10 protein-coding genes are annotated in these 13725 nt (G+C 64.1%); all 10 read left to right on the top strand.

The features are described 5' to 3' along the window. The first annotated feature begins 12 nt into the window (after positions 1-12). Positions 13-1368, top strand: a complete 1356-nt coding sequence (gene rseP, locus RTK35_RS20785) for an RIP metalloprotease RseP (protein WP_279801548.1) — start codon at positions 13-15, stop codon at positions 1366-1368. 72 nt (positions 1369-1440) lie between these two features. Continuing rightward, positions 1441-3804: an outer membrane protein assembly factor BamA gene (bamA, locus tag RTK35_RS20790; RefSeq protein WP_316908873.1), complete on the top strand. Its 2364-nt coding sequence runs from the start codon at positions 1441-1443 to the stop codon at positions 3802-3804. A gap of 45 nt (positions 3805-3849) precedes the next feature. Beyond that, positions 3850-4353: an OmpH family outer membrane protein gene (locus RTK35_RS20795; RefSeq protein ID WP_044414364.1), complete on the top strand. Its 504-nt coding sequence runs from the start codon at positions 3850-3852 to the stop codon at positions 4351-4353. Positions 4354-4355: 2 nt separating this feature from the next. Next, the gene (lpxD, locus tag RTK35_RS20800) at positions 4356-5414 is read left to right on the top strand and encodes a UDP-3-O-(3-hydroxymyristoyl)glucosamine N-acyltransferase (RefSeq protein ID WP_316908874.1); all 1059 of its coding nucleotides are present in this window, start codon (positions 4356-4358) and stop codon (positions 5412-5414) included. Positions 5415-5462: 48 nt separating this feature from the next. After that, a complete protein-coding gene (gene fabZ, locus RTK35_RS20805; RefSeq protein ID WP_044414358.1) occupies positions 5463-5903 on the top strand; it encodes a 3-hydroxyacyl-ACP dehydratase FabZ in 441 nt (146 codons plus the stop codon). Continuing rightward, complete coding sequence (gene lpxA / locus RTK35_RS20810) at positions 5900-6676, top strand: acyl-ACP--UDP-N-acetylglucosamine O-acyltransferase (RefSeq protein WP_044414356.1); 777 nt, start codon at positions 5900-5902, stop codon at positions 6674-6676. Before fabZ ends, lpxA begins: the two co-directional genes overlap by 4 nt. Positions 6677-6679: 3 nt before the next feature. Beyond that, positions 6680-7813, top strand: a complete 1134-nt coding sequence (gene lpxB / locus RTK35_RS20815) for a lipid-A-disaccharide synthase (protein WP_316908875.1) — start codon at positions 6680-6682, stop codon at positions 7811-7813. After that, entirely contained in the window at positions 7813-8415 is a 603-nt protein-coding gene (gene rnhB, locus RTK35_RS20820; RefSeq protein WP_316908876.1) for a ribonuclease HII, read from the top strand. Before lpxB ends, rnhB begins: the two co-directional genes overlap by 1 nt. Positions 8416-8592: 177 nt before the next feature. Beyond that, positions 8593-10005: an alanine/glycine:cation symporter family protein gene (locus RTK35_RS20825; protein WP_044414349.1), complete on the top strand. Its 1413-nt coding sequence runs from the start codon at positions 8593-8595 to the stop codon at positions 10003-10005. A 93-nt stretch (positions 10006-10098) separates the two neighbouring features. Then, positions 10099-13623 carry a DNA polymerase III subunit alpha gene (dnaE, locus tag RTK35_RS20830; RefSeq protein WP_316908877.1) on the top strand — a complete coding sequence of 1175 codons (3525 nt, stop codon included), beginning with the start codon at positions 10099-10101 and terminating at the stop codon, positions 13621-13623. The last annotated feature ends 102 nt before the right edge of the window (positions 13624-13725 follow it).

Genomic DNA, 13725 nt, shown 5'->3' on the forward strand with positions numbered 1-13725 from the left:
GAAGGTGGTTCGATGAACGCGCTCTACATGTTCGTGGGCACCCTGGTGGCACTCGGGGTGCTGGTGACTTTCCACGAGTTCGGTCACTTCTGGGTGGCGCGCCGCTGCGGCGTCAAAGTGCTGCGATTCTCGGTCGGCTTCGGTACGCCGCTGGTGCGTTGGCATGATCGCCATGGCACTGAGTTCGTCATCGCGGCCATCCCCCTGGGCGGCTACGTCAAGATGCTCGACGAGCGCGAGACCGACGTCGAGATTCCGCCCGAACAGCTCGGTCAAACCTTTAATCGCAAGAGCGTCGGCCAGCGCATCGCCATCGTTGCGGCAGGGCCGATAGCCAACTTCATCCTGGCGCTGGTGTTTTTCTGGGTGCTGGCCATGCTGGGCAGCCAGCAGGTTCGCCCGGTGATCGGTGCCGTAGCGCCGGACAGCATCGCGGCGCGTGCCGGCCTGGTACCCGGGCAGGAAATCGTCTCGGTGGACGGCAAGGCAGTGACCGGATGGGGCGGCGTCAATCTCCAGCTCGTGCGCCGTCTGGGCGAGTCCGGGACCTTGGATGTGCAGGTTCGCGAGGCTGGCTCGACTGTGGATACGTCCGTGCAGTTGCAGCTCGACAACTGGCTCAAGGGGGCCGAAGAGCCTGACACCATCGGCTCGCTCGGCATCACGCCGTGGCGCCCGGCCTTGCCGCCTGTGGTAGGCGAGGTGCCTGACGGCCCCGGCAAGGCCGCCGGGCTGCAGGTGGGGGATCGCATTCTCGCGCTGGACGATGTCCGTCTGGACGACTGGCAGCAACTGGTGGACTACGTCCGCCCCCGTGCCGGCCAGGCGGTCCTGGTCCGCTATGAACGTGCCGGGCAGGTGGCCGACGTCTCCATCACCCTGGGCAGTGCCGGGGAAGGCGAGGCGCGCCGCGGCTTCATGGGCGTAGGCGTCAAGCCGGTCGACTGGCCGCCGGAGATGCTGCGCGAAGTGGCTTTCGGGCCGCTGGATGCGGTCGCCGAGGCGGCGGCACGCACCTGGTCCATGAGTCTGCTAACTCTGGATTCCCTAAAGAAAATGTTGCTCGGCGAGCTCTCGGTAAAAAACTTGAGCGGGCCGATAACCATTGCTAAAGTGGCGGGCGCTTCGGCCCAGTCGGGCGTGGGGGATTTCCTGAATTTCCTGGCCTACCTGAGCATAAGCCTGGGGGTTCTCAATCTACTGCCAGTTCCCGTCCTGGACGGGGGGCACCTGCTGTTCTACCTGATCGAATGGGCGCGTGGTCGGCCATTGTCAGAACGGGTGCAAGCTTGGGGTGTACAGATCGGTATCAGTCTGGTCGTCGGGGTCATGCTACTGGCCTTGGTGAACGACCTGAGCCGGCTGTAACGCGTCACTGAATTCCGGATCTGCCGCCCTATGCGGCAGATTCCTTATTATCAGTTGGAAAAAAAGGACTTCATGAAACGCCTGCTGCTAACCGCGGTGTTTGCCGCACTCATGATCGGCAAAGTTCACGCCGAGTCCTTCACCATATCCGACATCCGCGTCAACGGCCTGCAGCGTGTATCCGCAGGCAGCGTCTTCGGCGCCCTGCCGCTGAACGTAGGCGACCAGGCTGATGATCGCCGCCTGGTCGAAGCCACCCGTGCCCTGTTCAAGACCGGTTTCTTCCAGGACATCCAGCTCGGCCGCGACGGCGGTGTGCTGGTCATCAGCGTAGTCGAACGTCCGTCCATCTCCAGCATCGAGATCGAGGGCAACAAGGCCATCAGTACCGAAGACCTGCTGAAGGGCCTCAAGCAGTCCGGCCTCTCCGAGGGCGAAATCTTCCAGCGTGCGACCCTCGAGGGCGTGCGTAACGAGCTGCAGCGCCAGTACGTGGCCCAGGGTCGTTACTCCGCGGAGATCGAGGCCGACGTGATTCCCCAGCCGCGCAACCGCGTCGCGCTGAAGATCAACATCAACGAAGGCACGGTCGCTGCGATCCAGCACATCAACGTCGTCGGCAACACCGTGTTCCCCGACGAAGACCTGATCAACCTGTTCGAGCTGAAGACCACCAACTGGCTGTCCTTCTTCAAGAACGACGACAAGTACGCCCGCGAGAAGCTCTCCGGTGACCTGGAGCGCCTGCGCTCCTACTACCTGGACCGCGGCTACATCAACATGGACATCTCCTCCACCCAGGTGTCCATCACCCCCGACAAGAAGCACGTCTACATCACCGTCAACGTCGATGAAGGCCAGAAGTACACCATTCGCGACGTGAAGCTCTCCGGCGACCTCAAGGTGCCCGAGGAAGAAGTGAAGGCGCTGCTGCTGGTCAAGGAAAGGCAGGTGTTCTCCCGCAAGGTGATGACCACCACCTCCGAGCTGATCACCCGTCGTCTGGGCAACGAGGGCTACACCTTTGCCAACGTCAACGGCATCCCCCAGACCCACGACGAAGACCACACCGTCTCCGTGACCTTCGCCGTCGATCCGGGCAAGCGTGCCTACGTCAACCGCATCAACTTCCGTGGCAACACCAAGACCGAAGACCAGGTGCTGCGCCGTGAAATGCGCCAGATGGAAGGTGGCTGGGCGTCGACCTATCTGATCGACCAATCCAAGACCCGCCTCGAGCGCCTGGGCTTCTTCAAGGAAGTGAACGTCGAGACCCCGCAGGTGCCGGGTACTGATGACCAGGTTGACGTGAACTACACCGTCGAAGAGCAGCCTTCCGGCTCCATCACCGCCAGCGTGGGCTTCGCCCAGAGCGCGGGCTTGATCCTGGGCGGCTCCATCAGCCAGAACAACTTCCTCGGTACCGGCAACAAGGTCAGCATCGGCCTGACCCGCTCCGAGTACCAGACCCGCTATAACTTCGGCTTCGTCGACCCCTACTGGACCGTCGATGGCGTCAGCCTGGGCTACAACGCCTTCTACCGCACCACTGACTACAACAAGCTGGACGTGGACGTTTCCAGCTATTCCGTGGACAGCCTGGGTGGTGGTGTGAGCGTCGGCTACCCGATCAGCGAGACGTCGCGCCTGACCTTCGGCCTGACCGTACAGCAGGACGAGATCGGCACCGGCCGCTACACCGTCGACGAGATCTTCAACTTCATCAAGAAAGAAGGTGACAAGTACCTGAACTTCAAGGGATCGATCGGCTGGTCCGAGTCCACCCTGAACAAGGGCGTGATGGCAACCCGTGGCCATTCCCAGAGCCTGGTGCTGGAAACCACCATTCCCGGCAGTGACCTGTCGTTCTACAAGCTCGACTACCGCGGTCAGGTCTTCACTCCGCTGACCCAGAACACCGCGCTGCGCTGGCACACCGAGCTGGGCTACGGCGACAGCTACGGCTCTACCTCTGAGCTGCCGTTCTACGAGCACTACTTCGCGGGTGGCTTCAACTCCGTACGTGGATTCAAGGACAGCAGCCTTGGTCCGCGCAGTACTCCTAGCCGTGGTGCTGCGGTAACTGGTAACACTGGTACTCTGGCTGACCCGGACCAGGATCCGCTGCCCTTCGGTGGCAACGTGCTGGTGCAGGGCGGCGTCGAGTACCTGTTCCCACTGCCGTTCGTGAAGGACCAGCGCCAGCTGCGTACCGTGCTGTTCTGGGACGTGGGCAACGTGTTCGACACCAGTTGCTCGTCCACGGCGAAGAACTGCAGCAACATCAACCTGGGCGAGCTTGCAAGCTCGGTGGGTGTGGGCTTGACCTGGATCACGGCGCTGGGCCCGCTGAGCTTCAGCCTGGGCATGCCGATCAAGAAGCCCGACAATGCCGACACCCAGGTGTTCCAGTTCTCCCTGGGCCAGACCTTCTAAGTGTTTTGATCAAGACGACAACAGTATTTGTTGCAGGAGTGCATCGTGCGTAAGTTGACTCAACTCGTTCTGGTAGCCGCGGCCATGATGGCCACCCCGGCGTTCGCCGAAATGAAGATCGCGGTACTGAACTACCAAATGGCGCTCCTGGAGTCCGACGCTGCCAAGAAGTACGCCGTCGACGCCGAGAAGAAGTTCGGTCCTCAGTTGAACAAGCTCAAGACCCTGGAAAGCGACGCCAAGCGCATCCAGGACCGCCTGGTCAAGGAAGGCGAGAAGATGCAGCAGGCCGAGCGCGAGCGCCTCGAGCTCGAATTCAAGCAGAAGGCCCGTGACTTCCAGTTCCAGTCCAAGGAACTGAACGAAGCCAAGGCCGTGGCTGACCGTGACATGCTCAAGCAGCTCAAGCCGAAGCTGGACCAGGCCGTCGAGGAGGTCCTGAAGAAGGGCTCCTATGACCTGGTGCTGGAGCGTGGTGCCGTGATTGACGTGAAGCCTCAGTTCGACATCACCCGCCAGGTCATCGAGCGCATGAACCAGCTGCGCTGAACATGACAGCCGTCTCCTACACCCTCGGCCAACTGGCCGAGCGCCTCGGTGCCGCCGTGCGCGGCAACGAAGCGCGCGTGATCAGCGGGCTGGCCACCCTGCAGGATGCCAGCCCGGATCAGCTGACCTTCCTGGCCAACCCCCAGTACCGCAAGTTCCTCGCAGAAACCCGTGCTGGTGCCGTCCTGCTCACTGCAGGCGATGCCGAAGATTTTGCGGGGGATGCGCTGGTGGTGCCGGACCCCTACCTGGCCTATGCGCGCCTGTCGCACCTGTTCGATCCCAAGCCGGTCGCTGCTGTGGGTATCCACCCATCTGCCGTCGTTGCAGCGGATGCGCAGGTCGACCCCAGCGCGAGCATCGGGCCGGGTGTGGTGATCGAGTCGGGAGCCCGTATCGGGGCCGGCGTGACCATTGGTGCCTATAGCGTTATCGGTGCGCGCAGCGTCATCGGTGAAGGCGGTTGGCTGGCCCCGCGTGTGACCCTCTATCACGACGTGAAGATCGGCAAGCGCGTGGTCATCCAGTCCGGTGCCGTGATCGGCGGTGAAGGCTTCGGCTTCGCCAAGGAAAAGGGTGTCTGGCAGAAGATCGCGCAGATCGGCGGCGTGACCCTGGGCGACGATGTCGAAGTTGGTGCCAACACCACCATCGACCGCGGTGCCCTGTCCGACACGCTCATCGGCAACGGCGTGAAACTGGATAACCAGATCATGATCGCCCACAACGTGCAGGTCGGTGACAATACCGCCATGGCCGGCTGTGTGGGCATCTCCGGCAGCACCAAGATCGGCCGCAACTGCATGATCGCAGGCGGCGTCGGCATGGTCGGGCACATCGAGGTGTGCGACAACGTGTTCGTCACCGGGATGACCATGGTGACCCGCAACATCACTGAACCGGGTGCCTATTCCTCCGGTACCGCCATGCAGACAGCAGCGGACTGGAAGAAGAGCGCCGCCCGGATTCGTCAACTGGACGACATGGCGCGTCGTCTGCAACAGCTGGAAAAGCGCCTGGCGGCAGTGACCCCGGGCGGGGATGCTTCATCTGATGCGTGACCCGCGCAGCGCCGCGCGTCCCAAATCCCCATTCAAGGCTCCAGGAATATGATGGACATCAACGAGATTCGCGAATATCTGCCGCACCGCTACCCTTTCCTTCTGGTGGATCGGGTCGTGGACCTGGATATCGAAGGCAAGCGCATTCGCGCCTACAAGAATGTCAGCATCAACGAGCCATTCTTCAACGGCCATTTCCCTGAGCACCCCATCATGCCGGGCGTGCTGATCATCGAGGCAATGGCCCAGGCGGCGGGGATCCTTGGTTTCAAGATGCTCGACGTCAAGCCGGCCGACGGTACCCTCTACTACTTTGTCGGTTCGGACAAGCTGCGTTTCCGCCAGCCAGTGCTGCCGGGTGACCAGCTGATCCTTGAGGCGCGATTCCTCAGCGTCAAACGCGGGATCTGGAAGTTCGAATGCAAGGCCAACGTCGATGGCAAGGAAGTCTGCTCGGCCGAGATCATCTGTGCGGAACGCAAGCTATGAGTTTGATTGACCCTCGCGCCATCATCGATCCGTCGGCGAAGCTGGCGGATGGCGTTCAGGTCGGCCCCTGGTCGATCGTTGGACCCGATGTGGAAATCGGCGAGGGCACCGTGGTCGGTCCGCACGTGGTCATCAAGGGACCGACCCGCATTGGTAGGCACAACCGCATCTACCAATTCTCCTCGGTCGGGGAGGACACCCCCGACCTGAAGTACAAGGGCGAGCCCACTCGCCTGGTGATCGGCGATCACAATGTGATCCGCGAAGGCGTCACCATCCACCGCGGCACGATCCAGGACCGCGCGGAGACCACCATCGGCGATCACAATCTGCTGATGGCCTATGTACACGTCGGGCATGACAGCGTCATCGCCAACCACTGCATCCTGGTCAACAACACCGCGCTGGCGGGGCATGTCCATGTCGACGACTGGGCGATCCTTTCCGGCTTCACCCTGGTCCACCAGTTCTGCCGCATCGGCGCCCACAGCTTTTCCGGCATGGGCACCGCCATCGGCAAGGATGTCCCGGCCTACGTCACCGTCTTCGGCAACCCTGCCGAAGCTCGCAGCATGAACTTCGAAGGCATGCGCCGTCGTGGCTTCAGTGCCGAGGCCATCCAGGCCCTGCGCAGGGCCTACAAGGTGGTCTATCGCCAGGGGCTGACGGTCGAACAGGCCCTGGCCGAGTTGGCCGAGTCCGCCGCCCAGTTTCCCGAGGTGGCCGTGTTCCGCGACTCCATCCAGTCTTCAACCCGCGGCATCACCCGCTGAGCCATGGCCCGTCCCCTGCGCATCGCGCTGGTCGCTGGCGAGGCGTCCGGTGACATCCTCGGCTCCGGCCTGATGAAGGCCCTCAAGGCCCACCGTCCCGATATCGAGTTCATCGGAGTTGGCGGTCCCTTGATGGAGGCTGAGGGCCTGGTTTCCTACTTCCCGATGGAACGCCTGGCGGTGATGGGGCTGGTGGAGGTGCTCGGACGCCTTCCCGAACTGCTCCGTCGACGGAAGCACCTTATCCGTACCCTGATCGAGGCTCGACCCGATGTCTTCATTGGCATCGATGCGCCTGATTTCACCCTGGGTGTCGAGCTCAAGCTCCGCCAAGCGGGTATCCGCACCGTGCATTACGTCAGTCCCTCGGTATGGGCGTGGCGGCAGAAGCGGGTGCTGAAGATCCGCGACGCCTGCGACCTCATGCTCACCCTGTTCCCCTTCGAAGCGCGCTTCTACGAAGAGCACCAGGTGCCGGTCCGCTTCGTCGGGCATCCGCTGGCGGACACCATTCCCCTTGAGGCTGACCGCGCCGCCGCCCGGCAGGCCCTTGACCTGCCTGCCGAGGGCAGTGTCGTCGCGCTCATGCCCGGTAGCCGGGGTGGCGAAGTCGGCAAGCTCGGTGCGCTGTTCCTCGATGCTGCCGAGCAGCTCCGCACGATGCGTCCCGGAATCCGGTTTGTACTGCCGTGCGCGAATGCCGCGCGCCGTGAGCAGCTGGAGCAGATGCTGGCGGGGCGCGACCTGCCGCTGACCCTGCTCGATGGACGCTCGCACCAGGCGTTGGCCGCCTGCGATGCCGTTCTGATCGCTTCCGGCACCGCCACCCTGGAGGCGCTGCTCTACAAGCGTCCGATGGTGGTGGCCTACCGCCTGGCGCCACTCACCTACACGATCCTGCGGCGCCTGGTGAAGAGCCCTTATGTGTCGCTGCCGAACCTGCTGGCCCAGCGCCTGCTCGTGCCGGAGCTGATCCAGGACGCCGCAACCCCCGAAGCCCTGGCCCAGACCCTGTCGCCGTTGCTCGACGGCGGCGAGGCGCAGACCGAGGGTTTCGACACCATTCATCGCGCCCTGCGTCGCGATGCATCCGAAGAAGCCGCCCAGGCGGTGTTGCAACTGGCGGAGGCGCGCTGATGCAGATGGGCATGGACTTCGACCTGGTCGAGGAGCTGGTGGCAGGCGTCGACGAAGTCGGTCGCGGCCCGCTGTGCGGTCCGGTGGTGACGGCTGCCGTCATCCTCGACCCGGCCCGCCCGATCCAGGGCCTGAACGACTCCAAGAAGCTCTCCGAGGCACGCCGCGAGGCGCTGTTCGATGAGATTCGCGAGAAGGCACTGGCCTGGTGCATCGCCCGGGCCGAGGTCGAGGAAATCGACCAGCTGAACATCCTGCACGCCACCATGCTGGCCATGCAGCGTGCGGTGGAGGGGCTCTCCGTGACCCCGAAGCTGGCCCTCATCGATGGCAACCGTTGCCCCAAGCTCGCCGTACCCAGCGCGCCTGTTGTCCAGGGTGATGCGAAGGTCCCCGCGATTGCGGCCGCGTCCATCCTGGCCAAGGTCTCCCGAGACCGTGAAATGGCCGAGCTGGACGCGCTCTACCCGGGCTACGGCCTGGCCGGGCACAAGGGTTACCCGACCCCGGTGCACCTCGAGGCGCTGAAACGCCTCGGTCCTACGGCGATCTACCGGCGTTCGTTCGCGCCCGTCCGGGAGCTGCTCGAAACCGGGCACTGATCCGCCACCCTGATCGTCTGATCTCGTCTCAAGGCCCGCGTGGCTTCGCGGACGCCATGCGCTGCCTCTCAGTCGGCAACCGGGCGCCCCAGCGAGATCATCTTTCCGCTGCGATACTTCATCCGGGTATTCCAGCGTTTCACTGAGTGCCGCCATAAGCGGCCCAAGGAGTTCCTCATGCAAGACATGGCCAACCTGGTGGTCAACTCGCTCAACGGCTTCATCTGGGGCAAGGTCCTGATCTGGCTGCTGGTGGGCTGCGGCCTGTACTTCACCGTCCGCCTCGGGCTGATCCAGTTCCGCCACTTCGGGCACACCTTCAGCGTGCTCAAGGGCAGTCGCCAGGCCGATGATTCCGGCATTTCCTCCTTCCAGGCCCTGTGCACCTCGCTGGCCGCACGGGTCGGCACCGGCAACGTCGCCGGTGTGGCCGTCGCCATCACCCTGGGTGGCCCTGGCGCAGTGTTCTGGATGTGGATGATCGCGATGGTCGGCATGGCCACCGGCTTCGTCGAGGCGACCCTGGCCCAGCTGTTCAAGATCCGTGACGACAAGGGCCAGTTCCGCGGTGGCCCGGCCTACTACATGGAGAAAGGCCTCGGTGCTCGCTGGATGGGCGTGCTGTTCTCGCTGTTCCTGATCCTGGCCTTCGGTTTCGTCTTCAACTCGGTCCAGGCCAACACCATCAGCGGCGCCATGCAGGGTGCGTTCGGCGTGCCGCTGTGGATCAGCGGCCTCGCCCTGGTGGCGATCACGGCGCTGATCATCTTCGGTGGCCTGCGCTCCATTGCTCGCTTTTCCGAACTGGCGGTGCCGTTCATGGCGGTCGCCTACCTGCTGGTGGCCGTGGTGCTGATCATCACCCAGGCCAGCGAACTGCCCGGCATCCTGGTGATGATCGTCAAGAGTGCCTTCGGCTGGCATGAGGCGGCGGCCGGCGGCATCGGCGCGGCGATCATGAACGGCTTCAAGCGTGGCCTGTTCTCCAACGAGGCGGGTATGGGCTCGGCGCCCAACGCGGCCGCCTCGGCGACGCCCTATCCGCCGCACCCGGCCTCCCAGGGCTATGTGCAGATGGCCGGTGTGTTCATCGACACCCTGCTGATCTGCACCGCGTCGGCGGCCATCATCCTCCTGGCCGGCCCGCAGGAAGGCGAGGGCATCATGCTGGTGCAGAACGCGCTGACCAGCCAGGTGGGCCTGTGGGGCAAGTACTTCCTGGCGGTGATCATCCTGTTCTTCGCCTTCACCTCCATCGTCGCCAACTACTTCTACGCCGAGAACTGCCTGGTGTTCCTCGAGCACAACCACCCGGGCGGTCTGCTGGTCTTCCGCCTGGCGGTGCTGGGGATGGTGATGTTCGGCGCCCTGGCGTCGCTGCCCTTCGTCTGGAACCTGGCGGACGTGTCCATGGGGCTGATGGCGATCACCAACCTGATCGCCATCCTGTTGCTCTCCAACCTGGCCATCAAGCTGGCCCGGGACTACAACGCCCAGCGCAAGGCCGGCAAGCTGCCGACCTTCGATGCCAGCCAGTACCCGGAGATCCAGGACAAGCTGGAACCCGGCATCTGGGACGATCGCCGCTGACCCCGGTTCGACGCTGAGCGCAAACCTGTAGCTTTACCATCGGGCCCGGTACAATCCGGGCCCTGCCGTTTCTGCCTCTTCCAAAGGATCGTCATGACCGTTTCCTTCGTGCATCTCCGTCTCCATTCCGAGTACTCCCTGGTCGACGGCCTGGTGCGGGTCAAGCCCCTGATCAAGGCCGTGGCGGCTGCCGGCATGCCAGCGGTGGCGGTCACTGACCAGAGCAACATGTGCTCCCTGGTCAAGTTCTACAAGGCGGCCCAGGGTGGCGGAATCAAACCCATCTGTGGCGCCGACATCTGGCTGGCGAGCCTGGACGAAGACGGCCCCCTCAGCCGCATGACGCTGCTGGCGATGGACGGCAAGGGCTATCGCAACCTCACCGAGTTGATCTCCCGTGGCTGGTCCGATGGTCAGAGCAACGGCCTGGTGATCATCCAGCGCGACTGGGTGAAGGAGGCCGCCGAAGGCCTGATCGCTCTGTCCGGCGCGAAGGAAGGCGAGATCGGCATGGCGCTGCTCAACGGCGACACTGCTGCCGCCGAGCACCTGCTGGCGGAGTGGCAGGCAGTGTTCCCGGATCGCTTCTACCTGGAGCTGCAACGCACCGGCCGCGTCAATGACGAGGAACATGTGCACGCGGCCGTGGCCCTGGCGGATCGCTGCGGAGCGCCGCTGGTGGCGACCAACGACGTGCGCTTCATCAAGGCCGACGACTTCGAGGCCCACGAGACCCGCGTGTGCATCGGCGAAGGCCGGACCCTCGACGACCCTCGCCGTCCGCGCAACTACTCCAACCAGCAGTACCTGAAGTCGCCGGAAGAGATGGCCGAGCTGTTCAGCGACCTCCCCGACGCCATCGAGAACACCGTCGAGATCGCCCGGCGCTGCAACATCGACGTGCGCCTGGGCAAGCACTTCCTGCCCGATTTCCCGACGCCCAATGGCATGGGCATCGACGACTACCTGCGCCACGCCTCCTACGAAGGCCTCGAAGAGCGCCTCGCGGTGCTCTGGCCGAAGGAGACGACCCCGGACTACGAAGAGAAGCGCCAGCTCTACATCGACCGTCTGGAGTTCGAGCTGGGCACCATCATCCAGATGGGCTTCCCCGGCTACTTCCTGATCGTTGCCGACTTCATCCAGTGGGCGAAGAACAACGGCGTCCCGGTGGGGCCTGGCCGTGGATCGGGTGCCGGCTCGCTGGTCGCCTACGTGCTGAAGATCACCGACCTCGACCCGCTGGCCTATGACCTGCTGTTCGAGCGCTTCCTCAACCCCGAGCGGGTCTCCATGCCCGACTTCGACGTCGACTTCTGCATGGACGGCCGCGACCGCGTGATCGACTACGTGGCCGAGAAGTACGGCCGCAACGCGGTGAGCCAGATCATCACCTTCGGCTCCATGGCGGCGAAGGCTGTGGTGCGTGACGTGGCACGGGTGCAGGGCAAGTCCTACGGACTGGCCGATCGCCTGTCGAAGATGATCCCCTTCGAAGTGGGCATGACCCTGGAGGCGGCCTACAACCAGGAAGAGGTCCTGCGGGACTTCCTCAAGTCCGATGAGGAAGCCCAGGAAATCTGGGACATGGCCCTCAAGCTCGAAGGCATCACCCGGGGCACCGGCAAGCACGCCGGTGGCGTGGTGATCGCCCCCACCAAGCTGACCGATTTCGCGCCCATTGCCTGTGACGAGGAAGGCGGCGGCCTGGTGACCCAGTTCGACAAGGACGACGTGGAAGCGGCCGGCCTGGTGAAGTTCGACTTCCTCGGCCTGCGCACGCTGACGATCATCAAGTGGGCCATGGAGATGATCAACCGCGAGCAGGAGAAGAACGGCCTGCCGCTGGTGGACATCGACCGCATCCCGCTGGACGACAAGAAGACCTACGACATGCTGCAGAAGGCGGAGACCACCGCGGTCTTCCAGCTTGAATCCCGCGGCATGAAGGAGCTGATCAAGAAGCTCAAGCCCGACTGCCTGGAAGACATGATCGCCCTCGTGGCCCTGTTCCGTCCGGGGCCGCTGCAGTCCGGCATGGTGGACGACTTCATCAACCGCAAGCACGGCCGTGCCGAGCTCTCCTACCCGCACCCGGACTACCAGTACGCCGGCCTCGAACCGGTGCTCAAGCCCACCTACGGCATCATCCTCTACCAGGAACAGGTGATGCAGATCGCCCAGGTGATGGCGGGCTACACCCTCGGCGGCGCGGACATGCTGCGTCGCGCCATGGGCAAGAAGAAGCCCGAGGAGATGGCCAAGCAGCGCGGCGGCTTCATCGAAGGTTGTGCCAGCAATGGCATCGATGCCGAGCTGGCGGGCAACATCTTCGATCTGGTGGAGAAGTTCGCCGGTTATGGCTTCAACAAATCCCACTCCGCCGCCTATGGCTGGGTTTCCTACCAGACCGCCTGGCTGAAGGCCCACTACCCGTCGCCCTTCATGGCGGCGGTGCTCACGGCGGATATGCACAACACCGACAAGGTGGTGACGCTCATCGAAGAGTGCCGCAGCATGAAGCTGCGCATCGTCGCGCCGGACGTGAACAACTCCGACTACCGCTTCACCGTCGACGACGCCGGGCAGATCATCTACGGCCTCGGTGCGATCAAGGGCGTGGGCGAGGGGCCGGTGGAGGCCATCGTCGAATGCCGTGACGAGGGTGGGCCGTTCAAGGACCTGTTCGACTTCTGCAACCGTGTCGACCTCAAGCGCATCAACAAGCGCACGCTGGAAGCGCTGATCCGTGGCGGTGCGCTGGATCGCCTCGGGCCGTTCTTCAGTGACGAGCCCAAGGCCTACCAGGCTGGCATCGACCGCAACCGGGGCGTGCTGCTGGCAGCGATGGAGGAAGCCATCCAGGCCGCCGAGCAGACCGCCCGCAGCCACGACAGCGGCCACATGGACCTGTTCGGCGGACTCTTCGCCGAGCCCGACGCCGACGTCTACGCCAACCACCGTCGTGCCAAGGAGCTGACCCTCAAGGAGCGCCTCAAGGGCGAGAAGGACACCCTTGGGCTCTACCTCACCGGGCACCCCATCGACGAATACGAGGGCGAGGTGCGCCGCTTCGCCCGTCAGCGCATCGTCGAACTCAAGCCCGCGCGGGATACCCAGACCATCGCCGGCCTGATCGTCAACCTGCGGGTGATGAAGAACAAGAAGGGCGACAAGATGGGCTTCATCACCCTCGACGACCGCTCCGGGCGCATCGAGGCCTCCCTGTTCGCCGATGCCTTCGCCTCCGCCCACACCCTGCTGCAGACCGATGCGCTGGTGGTGGTGGAAGGGGAGGTGAGCCACGACGACTTCTCCGGTGGCCTGCGCCTGCGTGCCAAGCGCGTCATGAGCCTGGAGGAGGCCCGTACCGGGCTGGCCGAGAGCCTCCGGATGAAGGTGGACCACAGCGCCCTGCAAGGCGACCGCCTGCGCTGGCTCGCCGACCTGTGCGGGCGCCACCGGGGCTCCTGCCCGATCACCATCGACTACGCAGGCCCCAGTGCCCGTGCCTTGCTGCAGTTCGGCGAGCAGTGGTGCATCGACCCGGCCGATACGCTGATTCAGGCATTGCGTGACCAGTTCGGGCGCGACAACGTCTTCCTGCACTACCGGTGAGACGCGGCTGACGCGCCGCGTTCTCTCGACCCACATGCGCCCTTCCTTTAAGGTAGGGCGCCAAATGGACCCAGCCGCCTGGCCCCACGCGCACGACGGAAG

Origin of the sequence: Pseudomonas sp. zfem003, from assembly GCF_032621675.1 — a bacterium.
GTDB classification, from domain to species: Bacteria; Pseudomonadota; Gammaproteobacteria; order Pseudomonadales; family Pseudomonadaceae; genus Metapseudomonas; species Metapseudomonas otitidis.